Here is a 14,317-nt window from a genome sequence, read left to right on the forward strand (position 1 = left end):
TTATGAAGATTCGACGGCGCTCCCGGCCCGACACAGCACCAAACCCCACTTTTCTTCATGATGTGAGACGGGGAGAGGATGTGGGACCGGGAGAAGCAGTACGCACGATGTGAGACAGGAAGAGGCAGTATGAAGGGCCCGCGCCTCCCTGGAGAAGCGCGGGCCCTTTTCTGTAGCTGTGAGTGTTTAGCTGTTCTTGCGACGCCTTGTGAGCGCCGCACCGCCGGCCGCGAGCGCGGTCGCGGCAGCAACGGTCAGGCCAACGCTCGCGCCTGTGCGCGGAAGGGAGCCCAGCAGATCGTCGCCGCCTGCATCGGATGCACCGCCAGCGTCGGAAGCGGCGGGTGCACTGCTACCGGCGTCAGAGGCGCCGGCGCCTGCGGGATCGCCTTCGGCTCCGGTCCCATCGCTATCACCGGCATCGCCAGCGGGGTTGCCCGGCTGGTCCGGGTTTTCGTCCGACGGATCCTGGCCCTCGGCACCACCCTGGTCGCCGCCCTGGTCGCCGCCCGGCTGCTCGCCCACGACAAAGGTGAGGCGCTGAGTCTTGGCCGTAGCCTCCCCGTCACCGACGCTGCGCTCGCCGTTACTCGCCTGCTTAGCGTGCGCCGTGACGTCGATCGTGTACGTACCCGGCTTCGTGAATGCCCACGCGGTGTGCATGTGGGTGCCGGGCGGAAGCGGGATGTCGGAAGCCTTCTCGCTCGTGGCGTACATCTTCTGGATCGTGCCGAGGTTCTCGGTGTACGCGAACCACTTACCGCCTTCGGGTGCGCTGACGGGGGTAAGCGTCATCGTTGCGCCCTCAGGGTATTTGTCGCGATCGAGTTCTTCGCTCGAGAAGCCCGGCCACACGCGGCCCTGCTGCTGGGCCTGCGGGAGAACATACAGCTCTCTGCCCTTCGGGCCGAGCACGTCGTAGCTCTTATCGGCAAGGACGTTACCTTCGCGCTTGGCCTTCGCGAGCTTCGTGACCTCGAGCGTCGTCGAGTCGATCGTGCGAAGCACGGACTTCTTCGCGTGCTGGCGCGAGTCGTCGCCGAGGGCGACGGAGAAGCTTCCGTCGACGTCCATAACACGCAGGTCAACGTGCCCGTTGTTGATGGTCACGGGGGTGTTGAGGAGGGAACCGTCGGCCCCTTCATCTCCGGCGCCCGGGTCCGACGCATCCCCGCCTTCCGGTGCATCCGGGGTGCCCGTCGCGCCGTTCTCGGAGAACTGGGTCGAGATTTCCTTACCTTTGGCGGTCACCGGACCGAAGTCCGCGACTTCGGTGTTGCCGATTGCGGCACGCGGAAGCGGCTCGAGGGTCAGGCGGAGGTCATACTTGTCGCCCATGCATGCTTCGCGGTCGATATCGAAGCTTCGGCGGCCGGGGCCACTGACGGCATCGACGTCACAGGTCGCGAACTGGGAGCCCTTTTCGTAGAACCCGCCCGAGACGTGATAGGTGAGGGAGTCGTCGGCAGGTTTCGTGGAGAGCTTCATCAGGGTGTCTTTGTCGCCGGCCTTCGCGCTCACCGACACGTCGCGTGAGCTGACCTTTACCTCTCCCTTGGGGAAGCCGGTTGCGACAGAGTCGGGGGTTTCCGTGGGGAAGTCGCCCGCGTCCTTCGTCGACGTGGCCGCTTGGCCAGTGCTCGAGGTGAGCGGCGCGCTGATCCAGCGAGCAGCGCCCTTCGTGGGCACGAAAACGGCCTGGAAGGTCGACTTCTGCGAGCCGATCATTTCGCTCCACGTGGCCTTGCCGCCCTTCACGGGCACTTCGGCAAGGTGGTAGCCGTCGATGTAGAACACGACGGTGCCTTCTGCTTCGGCGTTGCCGGCATCGAAGGTGAGGTCGGTGAGGCGATCGTCGCCGTCCTTCTTCTTGCCCGTGTGCGGAGCGATTGTGAAGGTCGGGGTGGATTCGCCGGTCACTCCAGCGGCTTTGGCGTAGGCCGTCTTGACGTCGCCGAGCTTTTCGTCAGCGGGGTTAGTGCCACCCACGCGCCACACGAGCGTTGTGGGCTTCGAGGCGGTGAAGGTGCCGTCGGACTTGCGTGCGCTCGCCTGGTAGGTGAGCTCGTACCGGCCGGGCTTGGTGAACGTCGTGAAGTTGTGGGTGTGCGTGCCCGGGTCGAGCCACACTGCACGTGAGACCTTGTCGTGCGAGGAGAACAGGTGCGTGACCGGCAGGTTGCCGTAGCTCGAGTAGTTGAACATGTTCATCTCGCCGGGGCCGTTGAAGCCCGTCAGCTCGATGGTGAAGTTCTCGTCCTGGAACTGTTCGATGGGCACTGCCGTGTCGGCGCCGAAACCGGACCAGATCGGGGTATTGCCCGGACCTGGGCTGTGGGGCGCCATGTAGAGGTGGTCGCCTTCCTTACCGAGGAAAGCGAGGCGCGGATCCTTCGTCACGTCAAAAATGTAGCTTTGCGTGCCGTCGTCCTGGTAGCCACGTCCAACCCAGTTAGTGGTCTTGTCCAGCGGGAACGTTTTCCCGTTGGATTGGGAGTTGATCTGGAATGTCTTGGCGTCTTTGTCCCAAAAGACCTTGGGCGCGTCGATATGCGCGTTCGTCTGAACCGTACGGTCGTCGTCGGGCCCCGCGAAGGCGGGCGCGAAGGCGAACGTGAGAGCCGCGAGCGTGGCGCAGGTGGAGCGGAGAATCCGCATGAACCCCTCCTCGAATGGTAACTGTTCTCATTTACAGTACAGCGCCAGAATCACTCCCGCCAGTCTGCCCACCACATCTCAAGTGGAAAGAACCTCCTAGGCACCACTGAAACCGAGGGGTCTCACGCTGTTATCCCCATCTTCAAATGAGACCTGCGGCGCGAGCCCGCCCACTATGATGGAAGTACCACCGCAACCTCCAGGGGGGAGGACTCATGCTCTGGCGCCTCTTGCGCGCCGATCTCCGGCGCAACCGTGTAGTTTCGCTCGTGCTCTTCGCGATCGTTGCCGTCGCTTCCCTCCTCGCGTGCACAAGCGCCGTTCTTCTCTCCCGCACCGCCGTTGCCCTCGAGAGTTTCTGGGCCGATTCCCGCCCGCCCGACATCGTTCAAATGCACGCTGGCCCGCTCAATCCGGAAGACATCACCGCGTGGGCGCGCACCCAACCGGGCATCGCCGACACCGACGTCATGGAAACCCTTCCGGTTCCCACAGCACGCCTCACCATCGCGGGCAAAAACCAGGCCGATTCTGTGCTCGAGCCCGCCCTCGTCACCTCCCCCAAGCGCTTCGACCTCCTCCTCGACGAGAGCGGCAATCGCGTGACCCCCTCCCCTGGTCACGTGTGGCTTCCCGTGTACTACAAGGCGGAGAATCTCGCGAAAAAGGGAGACACGGTCACGCTTGAGGTCGGCGGCACGCCGCAAGTTCTGACGGTTGCCGGGTTTGCGCGCGATGCCCAAATGAACCCGTCAATGGTCACCTCGAAACGCATGGTCGTCAACGAAAGCGACTTCGAGGCAGCCCGCGCACACCTCGAGCCCGAATACCTCATCGAATTCCGGCTCAAGGAAGGCGCGAGCCTCCAGGAGGTCAAAGACGCCTACGTCCACGCGGGACTTCCCGCACGCGGCGTCATGGTTGATTCCACAATCTTCGCGCTCATGAATGCGCTCAGCGCGCTGCTCCTCGCGATCGTCGCCACCCTCATCGCTGGGCTGCTGATCGTGATCGCCCTCCTCGCGCTGCGCTTCGCTTTCCTCGCGGCCTTCCACACCGACATGGCGGAGATCGCGACACTCAAAGCGATCGGCGCACCAATCGGAAAACTCAAGGGTCTTTTCATCCTCAAGTACGCGGCGCTCACCGCGGCGGGTGCGCTCGCGGGCCTTCTCGCTTCGTTCCCGCTTGGAACCCTTGCAAGCCGGGGCGTGCTCATGTACATCGGTAAGCCTCACTTCCACGTGGCGCTCGTGGCGGCCCCGGTAGGCGTGGCAGCCTTGGGCACCCTCGCGATCGTGGCCTCGTGCTGGCTGCTCATGCGCCGCATCGGCACAATGTCGGCCGCAGAAGCGCTGCGCACGGGAACTACGCGCCCGCGCATTCGGCACGCCCCTCGGTGGCGGCTTGCCCGCACTCGCCTCACAGTTCCCGATTTTCTTGGCGTTCGCGGCGCACTCAATCCCCAAAATCTTCTGCTCATCGCCGTGATCGCGCTCAGCGCATTCGCGATCATCGTGCCCGCAAACATTGCCGCGACCTTCGCGAACCCCCACTTCGCCACCTATCTCGGCGTGGGCTCTGCGGACTTGCGGATCGATGTGAGCGAGAACGCCGAATCTCCCGCATCCCTCCTCTCGCGCCTCGCAAACGATCCCGCGGTCACCGAGACCGCGCATCTCACCACGGGCCGCTTCGAGGCCCAAAACCCCGAAGGCAAGTGGGAAAGCGTGCTCGTCGAGGTGGGTGACCACGCGACCTTTCCGCTCACCTACCAGGAGGGAGCCGCGCCCGCGACCGCATCGGAGATCTCCCTTTCTGTGAACGAAGCGAAGGAGCTCGGCGCGAGCGTGGGCGAAACGGTCACGCTTCGCGGCGAAGGTGAGGTCCGACGGCTACGGATCTCCGGGATTTACCAAGACATCACGAACGGCGGCATGACCGCGAAGGCGGCATTTGCTGCACCCACCAAGCCGCTCACCGAGCTCGTGTACGTGCGCCTCGCCCCCGGTGAGGATGCCAACGCCGTTGCCGCGAGGCTCTCGCACGAGTTCCCCGGAGCGCGGGTCACGCACATGGCGGATTACGCCTCGCAAACGATGGGCGGCGCGATCGCGCAGCTGCGCACCGTCACGTGGATCGCGGCGGCGATCGCGCTTGGGCAAACATTCCTCATCGTCGCCCTTTTCGTGGTGCTTCTCATCGCGCGCAGCGGGCGTGAACTCGCCTCACTCACGGCACTCGGGATGAGAAACACCGCGCTCACGCGCATGCACATGGTGCAGTTAGCAAGCGTCGGAATTGTGGGCGTTGCCGCGGGCGTGGCCCTCGCCTCCCTCGCCACCCAACCCCTGTTCCGGCTCGTCATGGGGCAGATGGGTGCCCCCGGAATCTCCCTCATGCCAAATCCGTGGGTTGCGTGGCTGCTTGTTCCGGCGGCAGTTTTCGCGTGCGTGCTGCTCGCGACTCGCACGTCCACACTTCGCCTTCACACCCTCGCCCTTCGCGACTAGGAGAATCTCATGCTGAGCGCGTCAGGAATCATCAAGGATTACAGCCAACGCGTGCTACACGGCATCGACCTCGAGGTTGCAGCCGGGGAGTTCGTGGTGATCATGGGACCTTCGGGCTCGGGGAAAACGACTCTTCTCCACATGCTTTCGGGAATGGATCGGCCCACGGCCGGCACGGTCACGCTCGGCGGGCGGGAACTCACGGGGCTTGGGGAGCGGGAGCTTGCCGACGTTCGCTTGCGTCATATCGGCTTCGTTTTTCAAGAACCGCACCTTCTGCAGAGCCTTGATCTGCGCGACAACATCGTGTTGCCCGGACTCCTCGCGGGTGAGCGTCCGCGCAGTGAAATCGTGGCGCGTGCCGAGGAACTCATGTCCGACATCGGGATCGCGTCGATCGCCGATCACCTGCCCGGGCAGGCTTCCGGTGGGCAATTGCAGCGCGCGGGGATTTGCCGCGCACTCATTAACGGCGCGAGCGTGGTGTTTGGCGATGAGCCCACGGGCGCGCTCAATCAGGCGATGAGTCAGCAGATTCTCGATGTGCTTTCGCGCCTCAATGACGCCGGCACAACGCTCATTCTCGTGACGCACGATCCGCAGGTTGCCGCGCGTGCGAGCCGCCTCGTGATCCTCGTGGATGGTCGCCTCACGGATGATCTGAAGCTCGGCGCGTATAGCGCTCGCGAGCACGAGGAGCGCATGAGTCCCGTGCGCCAGGTGATGGCGGCGCGGGGAATATAGGCGCTGCTGCTCTGGTCTTTCGGTTTAGGCGTCGGAGGTGGTGCGCTTTCGCGCGGCGCGATCCTTCTTGCGTCGCTCGACAACCCAGCGCGGCGCCAACGGCCAGGGAAGCGGCACCCCAATCCCACCGAGAATGCCGATGGGGATCATGACCACGGTGATGATCCCGAGGATCCGCAGCGGCTCAGCCACGAACGCGCCGCCCGGATACCCCAGTTCCTCGTGAAGAATGAGCAGCGCCCCGACGCTAAAAACCGGCGTGCAATAGGGCAGGATCCATAGGTTCGGAATCTCGCGGTAGTCGTCGTACCACTCGGCGTTCTCCTGATACCGAACATGGAACATGTAGAACGCAAAGATCGCCGTGGTGACAACGAAGATGAGGACCCACAGAAGAATCTTCATGCGTCCATCCTCCTCTCTCGCCACCGCCGAGCGACGGCACCTCTTACCACGCGGAGATCTGCTGCTGGGAGGGAAGCTGATGGGCGGCCATCATGTACAGCACCCACGCATCGGTTGGCTGAAGGTAGTGGGAGCTACCGAAGATCTTGCGCGGCTCGGAATAGAAGGACAGGTAGCCGTGCGGGGTCGAGACCCACGCGGTCGCGATCGGCTTCGGGCCATTCTCGGTCTGCTTCTCCGAGGCCACAACGACCTGCTCGTAGAGGCCCTGGGTCACGTCGCTGGCCACGCCCGGTGAGACCTCGCGCACGGTCGCGGCGACATCCTGCTGGGCCTTATGGAGTTTGTCTTCTTCCCCGGGCTCGAGAACGAGGTTCTCCCACGTTTCCGCGTCGATCTTCACCGAGTCATTCGACGTGAAGTCTTTGTCGGCGACGGGCGTGAGATCCGCGAGATCATAAAGCACGGTGTACCTGCTCGAGAGCTGATGCGACTTGAGCACGAAACTCGGCGCAGCAGAGACCTCGCCCGTCAAAACGGTCTGGGCGCTCACGCAGCCGTCCGGCCCGAGCCACAGGAAGCGGTTGTCTTCCGCTCCGTTGCCGGCAACCGACGTGATCGTAAGCTGGTAGCGATAGTCCTTGAGGGTGCGCCAGATGCCCTCGGTGCCGTCGGCAACGCGACCATCACTTGCCACGACCTGATCGTTCACGTCAACGACTCGAAGGCCCTCGTTGGGAATTCCCTTTTCGAGCAGCATCATGAAGCTCTCGAAGCCGAGTTCCACCGCTGTGCCGTCGCTGCCCGTGTTGATCTGCTCAGTCACTGTGCCGACTCCTTCCACAGCAGGCTGTGCCCCATGTTCAAGATCAGCTGCGCTCTCTCGCCCAGCAGCTCGGTGGGGTACGTGATGGTGAGGTCAACGTGGACGCCGTTGTGCACCGCGGTCCACTGGAACATCACCAGCGGGATGCCGTCGGGGTTGGTGTACGTCGCAATGCGTTGCAGCCCCGGCACGCCCTGAACGCCGACGGTGTCCGCATCAAGATGCATGAGCCGGTATTCGTCGAGCGTATCCGCGTAGGAATCCTCGACCTCGTCCTGGATCGCCGCGAGCCCTTCCAGGGTCTCGATGCCCGCCTCGGCCTTCCTCTGGATGAGCACGATGTTCGGGCGGAACTGCTCGTTCCAGATTTCATCCGAAAGGTAAATGAAGACGCCTCGGTCAGCTCCCGACGTGTCTTCTTCCCACCCGCGAGGTGCGAACACATCGACGACCATGTCCGGGTGCGTATAGGTCGTCATCTCTGCGGGTACTGACTTACCCGAATCGGGCATTGCCTCTCCTCACATCCTCGTTTTCGACGTACGCGATCAATAGAAACCGCAGTAGCTCGGCGTTTTTGCGCGTCAGTCGAAGAGATTGCCAATGGGATCCTTCACCTTGTTCGCAAGCCAACCACCTGCCGCTCCGCCAGCGACGCCGCCGATGATGCCGCCGGCAACACCGCCCACCACGGTACCAACCGGGCCGCCGAAGGAGCCGATCGCAGCGCCCATGGCCGCACCGGCCTTGCCGCCGGCCCAGCCGCCTGCCGTAGCGCCGGCAGCAGACACGCCTGCGCGCGCGCCCTTTTCCACGTTGCCCATGTTCGGGTGAATCTTTGAGTCGGTTTGCCACGAGTCCACCGCGGTAGTCGCAGCCGAGATTCCTGTGCCTGCCCGGGATACCCATTTCGCGCCCGTAGCGACCTTGCCCCACTTGGCTTTCGTCAGCCCCTGGCTGTGAGCGTGCGGCACTCGCGAATGCTTGCCTTCAAGCTTGAGCATGCTGCGGCCAATGACCGCCTGGAGCGCGCCACCGAACGAATTGGGCTTGGCCAGGGGGTTCATCGGCGAGTTCTTCGCGAGGAACTGACCACCATTGGTAACGGCATCCGCGTCCCAGCCGGTCAGGCCCTTGACAAGCCCCTTGCCGAACTCGCCCTTTTTAGCGATATTTTGCAGAAGCTTAGGTGCCCACCCCTGCCGAATCTTGATGCTGCCGTTCGTATAGAAAAAGTACGTGCTGTAGTACTTGACGAAGTCTGTACCGAGCTTCCCGAACTGGAGCAGCGCCCCCATGGCACCTTCAACATTGTTCCCGCGGGTGATGGCCCCCAGGAGCTTTTTCCCGATCACGGCGCCGGCGCTCTCGGTCGTGTTTCTGATCGAGTTCGCGCACGCCGAATCCGCCGCATCACGGTCAATCCGCAGCTGGGTGCACTTATTCTGCAATCTCAGCTCCCACGCGGCAAGCGAGGCCTGAGCAGCAGCGTCAGTGGGGTCCGCTAGCGCCTTCGCCGCTTCGTACTCCTTGATCTCGTTTTCGAGGTCAGTCTTTCGCGTCCTGAGCGGCCCCAGTTTGTCCGCGTAGGTATCCAAACCGTCGGCAACCTTGCCGGCCGACTTCATAATTTCGTCAGCCATTTCTTCGGGGGTCCTCATGGCGCGGTGCACCTGACCCTCCTCAGGAGCGTGGTACTGCCCGCTGATGGGCTGCCAGGCATTCGAGGTGTCCCTCATCTTCTGTTGGACATTCTCGCCAGCGGTGCGGATCTCCGAGGCACCACCGGTCACGATCGACGGGTCTTCGATTTCCGGTACGTCAAAAGTCATTGCAGTTCCTCACTCGTCGATCATTTTCACTGCATGCCGGGCATATCGCTCACATGGGCCTGCTGGTTACCAGCATTAGCCGCCGTGCACATGAGCTGATCGCCCTGGGTGTACTTCTGCACCGCATCGTCCGTGGAATCGATGTTGTTGTTCACCATTTCCACGAGCGCCTGGCCCGCTGATTCGAAAGCTGACGCAACGTCCCCCGCGAGCGCGCCCGACGTTTGTTTGCTGTGCAGCAGCGATCCCCCCAAGTCCGACGCGCCGTTCTTGAGGTCTCTGTTGGATGATTCGATCGCGGGGACGGTTCCCCTGGTATTCGAAATCGTGCCGCGCACGGCCTTGTCGTCGATGTCGTAAAACATCTAGCTCTCCCGAATCGTCGAGTTCGTGGCCTACAAGCTGTTCGAGCTCCCCTTGCGGGACCCAGTTAACATCACGAACAGATAACAAACCTGAGTGCTCCGTCACGGCGCGGGCGCACAGCGTTTCCGCGGCCGCTGGATGGTGGTCCAGTTGGGTGGGCAGGCAACCATGTCGTTCGCAGTTTTGTTTCCGACGCTTGCCGGGCCTTAACCGGATGCCTCGACATGCACGTGACTCTCCCGCAATTCTCCCACCAACGTTTTCCACATTTTCCACCTGTGCATTGATACCTCTCTGCCTGCACAAGATGATTGAGATATCGGCTGGGCAATGGTTGTCGTCCACTTCTTTCAAATTTAAGCTGAGGCTGAGACCGCCCACGCGTCCTAAGCGAAAAGGGTCGTCCGTGCTCAATCGGAGTGACTTCTAGATGGTGATTCACGCAATGCCGGTTCGGAAGGTGCACATGCCAAGGAGGAAGCGATGAGCTACGAAGTCGTCGACGCTGTACCCGGATTTACACCCGAGGGAATCGCCGAACTCCAAGCTAAAGCCGAAGCTGGCTTCTCGCCCGAAGAACTTGGACCAGAAAGACTTGGACCCGGCGCGTTCCTGGAAGTGCTGGCGCCCGACGTTCGTCAGGCCATCATTGACCGCTTGGATCTCCATTCGAGCACGCCCATCAACGAGCAGATTTCGAATCTTTTACGACCATTGCTCGCGGCCTGAGGCAAGGAGCGGGGATGGTAGCGACTCCGCCCCGCGAAGCTCCCTGGTCGTCAACTTTCTAATCAGGAAAGAAGCTCTTGGTGATCCCGCACGACGCAATGCGGAGTCTTTCGAAGCCGCATGAGGTCGATGAAGAGACGCCGCGGCATGCCGCCTCTCAGAACCGGTGCGAAGGTTCGAGCTAGGCCGGAACCTCGTGATGATGGCTTTCCGCTTCTCTCACTTCGGTATCACCTGCAACCTCGCTTCGGCAACCTTTACGATCACGGCTAAACCTCTTGTTCAAAGAAGCCACTCCCTTTTTACTCTGCACACAAGCCCGAGGCGTAGCGTGGAGTGAGTCGAAGACGAAGGAGTGCCTGATGACGACCATCGCTTTAGTAGGAACGCTCGACACGAAGGCCGAGGATTATGCCTGGTTGAAGGAGCACCTTGCGGAACTTGGGGTGGGAGTACTCGCCGTCGATGTCGGCTCATTTTCCACGGCCGATTTCGCGGATGTTTCTTCCGACGAGGTTATCGACGCTGCCGGCGAGGATGCCGCGAAACTTCGGGAGCGCCGCGACCGCGGCGAAATGATGGCTGTCATGGGCCGCGGCGCCGCAAAGATCGTGCAGAAGCTCGCGGAAGAGGGGCGTATTCACGGCATTCTTGCTGTCGGCGGCTCGGGCGGTTCGTCTGTGGCGGCACCCGCGATGCAGGCGGTGCCGGTGGGCTTTCCGAAGTTGCTTGTGTCGACCATGGCCTCGGGCGACGTTTCTCCGTATGTCGGCGAAACTGACACGACCATCATGTATTCGGTCGTGGATGTCGCGGGGGTGAATCGGATTTCGGCGATGGTGCTCGGTAACGCCGCGGCGGGCATCGCAGGAATGGCGAAGGCTTACGAAGCTCGCCTCACGAGCACCTCCGGCGAGCACCGCCCACTCGTGGGGCTTTCGATGTTTGGACTCACGACGCCGGCCGCGGATGAAGCCCGCAAGACCCTCACTGAGCTGGGGTATGAGGTGCTCGTCTTCCATGCGACAGGAGCGGGCGGCCGCGCGATGGAGAAGCTTATTGAGTCTGGGTTGCTTGCCGGTGTTTGTGACCTGACGACAACAGAGCTTGCCGATGATCTCGTGGGCGGGGTGCTCAGCGCTGGCCCTGAGCGACTTGAGATGGCGGGGCGGATGGGCACGCCTCAGGTGGTGAGCCTTGGCGCTCTCGACATGGTGAACTTTGGGCCGAAGGACACGGTCTCGAGTAAGTTCGATGGGCGCACGTTCGTCGTGCACAACCCTACGGTGACTCTTATGCGCACGTCCCGCAGTGAAACGGAAGAGCTCGGTCGGCGCATTGGAACAAAGCTCGCTGCCGCAACGGGGCCTAGCGAGCTGTTTATTCCCACGAAAGGCTTGAGCGGCATCGATGTTGAGGGCGGTCCCTTTTATGACCCCGAGGCAGATGCCGCCCTTTTTGACGCTGTGAAAACAAACCTCGAGGGCAGCGGTGTCCCCATTCATGAGTACGAATGCGCTGTCAACGACGAGGGCTTTGGTCGAGCAATGGCAGAGCGCCTCCATGAACTTATTCGCAACAATTCGGGAAAGAAGGAGAACTGACATGTCCCGCAAGGAAATTCTTGAGCAGCTGCGCGCGAAAGTCTCAAGCGGAAAACCCATCATCGGCGGCGGTGCCGGAACGGGTATTTCGGCGAAGTCGGCGGAGGCCGGCGGGATTGATCTTCTCGTCATTTACAACTCGGGACGTTTCCGCATGGCTGGCCGCGGCTCACTTTCCGGGCTCCTCGCCTATGGAGACGCGAATGGCATCGTCATGGAGATGGCGAACGAGGTGCTTCCCGTCGTAAAGCACACTCCCGTTCTCGCCGGTGTGAACGGCACAGACCCGTTTCGCGTAATGCCGCATTTCTTGAAGCAGGTCAAAGAGATCGGTTTCGCGGGCGTACAGAATTTTCCGACGGTTGGCCTCATCGACGGTGTTTTCCGTGCCAATCTTGAGGAGACCGGCATGGGTTTTGGCCCTGAGATCGACATGATTCGCATGGCGAATGAGCTTGATCTCCTCACCTCGCCCTACGTCTTCGACATCGAACAGGCGAAAGAAATGGCCGCCGCAGGCGCCGATATTCTCGTGCCCCATATGGGCCTCACGACCTCCGGCACGATCGGGGCGCAGACCGCGCTCAGCCTCGAAGAGGCAGCGACAAAGGTCCAGGAACTTGCCGACGCTGCACGAAGCGTGAACCCGGACATCCTGTGCCTCTGCCACGGCGGCCCGATCGCCAATCCCGAGGATGCTCAATACATTCTCGATAACACCGACGGCATCGTCGGCTTCTACGGCGCTTCCTCCATCGAGCGGTTCCCCACCGAAACGGGCATCCGCGAGCAGACGGAGAAGTTCACTCAAATTACGTTCAACAAGTAAGAGCGTAAGTTCGCAATGGCCCGCGGCGTTTGGCACGCTGCGGGCCATTTCTACTGCATGTCTTCTTCGAAGTAGTCCTCGTCCACGGAATAGAGCGTGAACTCGTGGGCCTTCTCGACGCCGACGCCGTAGGCGAGCATCAGCTTCGTGAGGCGCAAGCCGTCGATCAGCACGATCCGCCCGTGACGGTAACCGGCAGCGGTAACTTTCGCTCGGTCTAGAAATGTTGAGGTCGTGATGAATACACCGAGGTTTGCGCCCTGCGCATCGAGAGAGCCGATGAAGTTACGGATCTCGGGCTCTCCCACCCTGTTGGTGTCGGCATAGCGTTTCGCCTGGATATACACGTTCGTGAGGCCGAGTGCATCCTGGTGGATGATGCCATCAATCCCGCCATCGCCCGAGCGCCCAACATGCTGCTTCTCGCCATAATCGCCGCCGTAGCCCATCGCCCACAACAAGTCGATGACGGCTTTTTCGAAGAACTCTGGCGAGTTTTCCTGCAAGCGCTTGCGAAGGTCGGTTTCGACTTGCGCATTGAAGTCACGCGTGCGCGCAGCGATGGCCTCGACAGGATCAGCATCCTGTTCGATCTCGGACACCGGAACAGCAGAGGATTCATCAACAGACCTGCGCGCAGCGACCTCATCCTGGTATTCCCGCCACGCCTCCCACTCCGCAAGGTCTTTCTCCGTGTAGGTCGCAAGCTTGCGGCTGGCAACCGTCAGCCCGTTGGGGGTGATGCGATAGGTTCCTCGCTTCGGGCGTTCGAGAAGCCCGGCCTTAGTCATGGCTGAGCACGCCCAGCCGATGCGGTTCTTGTATCGAGAATCGCCAGAATCAACTTTTTCGCTTCGCGCCTGAGTGCTCAGTCCAACGAAGTCGGCAACTAGTTCGCAGAGCTCACCGAATCGACGGTCTTCACCATCAGCAAGAACGGTCAGTACAACTGGGCGGAACTCGTCAATGGTGGGGATGCGATCGGTAGCCATAGAGATGGTCCTTACGAAATTGGGCTGGTTTCCTCCAACGCTACCCTGAGAGACAGCCAACGGAAGACCCAACTATCGAGGTGCTCGTCAATTGACTACGGCGTTTACGAATTGATGCGCACACGCTACGGGCTCTGTGGAAGTTGGGCCATGTGGAATGAATCGACTTGGCACCCCGACCCCATCCGGGCTCCGCAGCTAATACTCGATTCCGTCGTTCGAACTTTCGCAGGCGTGCGGAGCCAACACCACTTGGATACCGAGCTCCCCTCGCTACGCACAGATCTTGTACTCGTCGCCCTCAACTTTGCCGAGAGAGCGGCGGGCATCACCGCCGTCACTGGTCGCTTAAGCTTCGCCAGTTTTCATGAAGAGTGTGGTCGCACAAGCGATAAGCGTCTACGTGAGGCATGCAAAGGCAATGGACTCGAGGGCGCGTACATTACCGATCTCGTGAAAATGCAGAACGGTACGCTCGCGCCGTTCCGAAGCAGCAAGTCGATGCCCATCAACAAGCTTCTACGGGATCCACGCTTCGTGCGCCAGCAGATCGAGGGTCTGTGCAAGGAACTCCAAACCCTCGGTAGCCACGACCCCCTCATCATTGGTCTTGGTGCAGAGGCCTTCAGAGCACTTCATGATCCCGCATCCCTCGGTGCACTTCGGGAGTGTTGCGGAGATGACACTCAGGTCGCTCGGATCACTCACTACTCGTCAATGACAGGCATGGCGCTGCCGACGTACATCTCTCGCGTCGGCCAGGAACTGGCGGACTTTTGCGATTATCTATAGAGCCCAGGCACTCAAGTTCACGCTCAT

13 protein-coding genes are annotated in these 14,317 nt (G+C 61.6%); 6 read left to right on the plus strand and 7 right to left on the minus strand.

Going from position 1 to position 14,317, the window contains the following annotated elements:
- Window positions 1-186 precede the first annotated feature (186 nt).
- The gene (locus tag HMPREF3157_RS04320) at window positions 187-2,658 is read right to left on the minus strand and encodes a choice-of-anchor M domain-containing protein (protein WP_070435622.1); all 2,472 of its coding nucleotides are present in this window, start codon (window positions 2,656-2,658) and stop codon (window positions 187-189) included.
- Window positions 2,659-2,873: 215 nt separating this feature from the next.
- Here HMPREF3157_RS04320 and HMPREF3157_RS04325 point away from each other — a divergent pair, with 215 nt between their 5' ends.
- A complete protein-coding gene (locus HMPREF3157_RS04325) occupies window positions 2,874-5,171 on the plus strand; it encodes an ABC transporter permease (protein WP_070435623.1) in 2,298 nt (765 codons plus the stop codon).
- Between the two features lie 9 nt (window positions 5,172-5,180).
- Window positions 5,181-5,915 carry an ABC transporter ATP-binding protein gene (locus HMPREF3157_RS04330; RefSeq protein ID WP_070435624.1) on the plus strand — a complete coding sequence of 245 codons (735 nt, stop codon included), beginning with the start codon at window positions 5,181-5,183 and terminating at the stop codon, window positions 5,913-5,915.
- 24 nt (window positions 5,916-5,939) lie between these two features.
- Here HMPREF3157_RS04330 and HMPREF3157_RS04335 read toward each other — a convergent pair whose 3' ends face one another.
- From HMPREF3157_RS04335 to HMPREF3157_RS04355, 5 genes are all read right to left on the minus strand, one after another.
- On the minus strand, window positions 5,940-6,320 hold the full coding sequence (locus HMPREF3157_RS04335; RefSeq protein WP_070435625.1) for a hypothetical protein: 381 nt from the start codon (window positions 6,318-6,320) through the stop codon (window positions 5,940-5,942).
- Window positions 6,321-6,363: 43 nt separating this feature from the next.
- Window positions 6,364-7,146, minus strand: coding sequence for a hypothetical protein (locus HMPREF3157_RS04340; protein ID WP_070435626.1), 783 nt, complete (start codon window positions 7,144-7,146; stop codon window positions 6,364-6,366).
- Window positions 7,143-7,658, minus strand: coding sequence for a hypothetical protein (locus tag HMPREF3157_RS04345; protein WP_070435627.1), 516 nt, complete (start codon window positions 7,656-7,658; stop codon window positions 7,143-7,145). Before HMPREF3157_RS04345 ends, HMPREF3157_RS04340 begins: the two co-directional genes overlap by 4 nt.
- 72 nt (window positions 7,659-7,730) lie before the next feature.
- Window positions 7,731-8,978 (minus strand): hypothetical protein, encoded by a 1,248-nt coding sequence (locus HMPREF3157_RS04350; RefSeq protein WP_070435628.1) that lies wholly within the window; start codon window positions 8,976-8,978, stop codon window positions 7,731-7,733.
- 26 nt (window positions 8,979-9,004) lie between these two features.
- A complete protein-coding gene (locus tag HMPREF3157_RS04355) occupies window positions 9,005-9,343 on the minus strand; it encodes a hypothetical protein (RefSeq protein ID WP_070435629.1) in 339 nt (112 codons plus the stop codon).
- Window positions 9,344-9,827: 484 nt separating this feature from the next.
- On the opposite strand from HMPREF3157_RS04355, the gene HMPREF3157_RS10405 reads away from it, so the two are divergent.
- The 3 genes from HMPREF3157_RS10405 (at window position 9,828) to HMPREF3157_RS04370 (ending at window position 12,506) form a co-directional block, all read left to right on the plus strand.
- Window positions 9,828-10,073 (plus strand): hypothetical protein, encoded by a 246-nt coding sequence (locus tag HMPREF3157_RS10405; RefSeq protein ID WP_141740616.1) that lies wholly within the window; start codon window positions 9,828-9,830, stop codon window positions 10,071-10,073.
- 362 nt (window positions 10,074-10,435) lie between these two features.
- Window positions 10,436-11,677, plus strand: coding sequence for a Tm-1-like ATP-binding domain-containing protein (locus tag HMPREF3157_RS04365; RefSeq protein ID WP_070435631.1), 1,242 nt, complete (start codon window positions 10,436-10,438; stop codon window positions 11,675-11,677).
- Between the two features lies 1 nt (window position 11,678).
- Complete coding sequence (locus HMPREF3157_RS04370; protein WP_061212273.1) at window positions 11,679-12,506, plus strand: phosphoenolpyruvate hydrolase family protein; 828 nt, start codon at window positions 11,679-11,681, stop codon at window positions 12,504-12,506.
- Between the two features lie 50 nt (window positions 12,507-12,556).
- Here the strand turns inward: HMPREF3157_RS04370 and HMPREF3157_RS04375 are convergent, their stop codons facing one another.
- A complete protein-coding gene (locus tag HMPREF3157_RS04375) occupies window positions 12,557-13,498 on the minus strand; it encodes a restriction endonuclease (RefSeq protein ID WP_061212272.1) in 942 nt (313 codons plus the stop codon).
- A gap of 252 nt (window positions 13,499-13,750) precedes the next feature.
- Between HMPREF3157_RS04375 and HMPREF3157_RS04380 the strand changes: the two genes are divergently transcribed.
- Window positions 13,751-14,290, plus strand: coding sequence for a hypothetical protein (locus tag HMPREF3157_RS04380; protein ID WP_141740617.1), 540 nt, complete (start codon window positions 13,751-13,753; stop codon window positions 14,288-14,290).
- Window positions 14,291-14,317 lie beyond the last annotated feature (27 nt).

The organism is Dermabacter sp. HMSC06F07 (genome assembly GCF_001807345.1).
Classification (GTDB): Bacteria; Actinomycetota; Actinomycetes; order Actinomycetales; family Dermabacteraceae; genus Dermabacter; species Dermabacter hominis.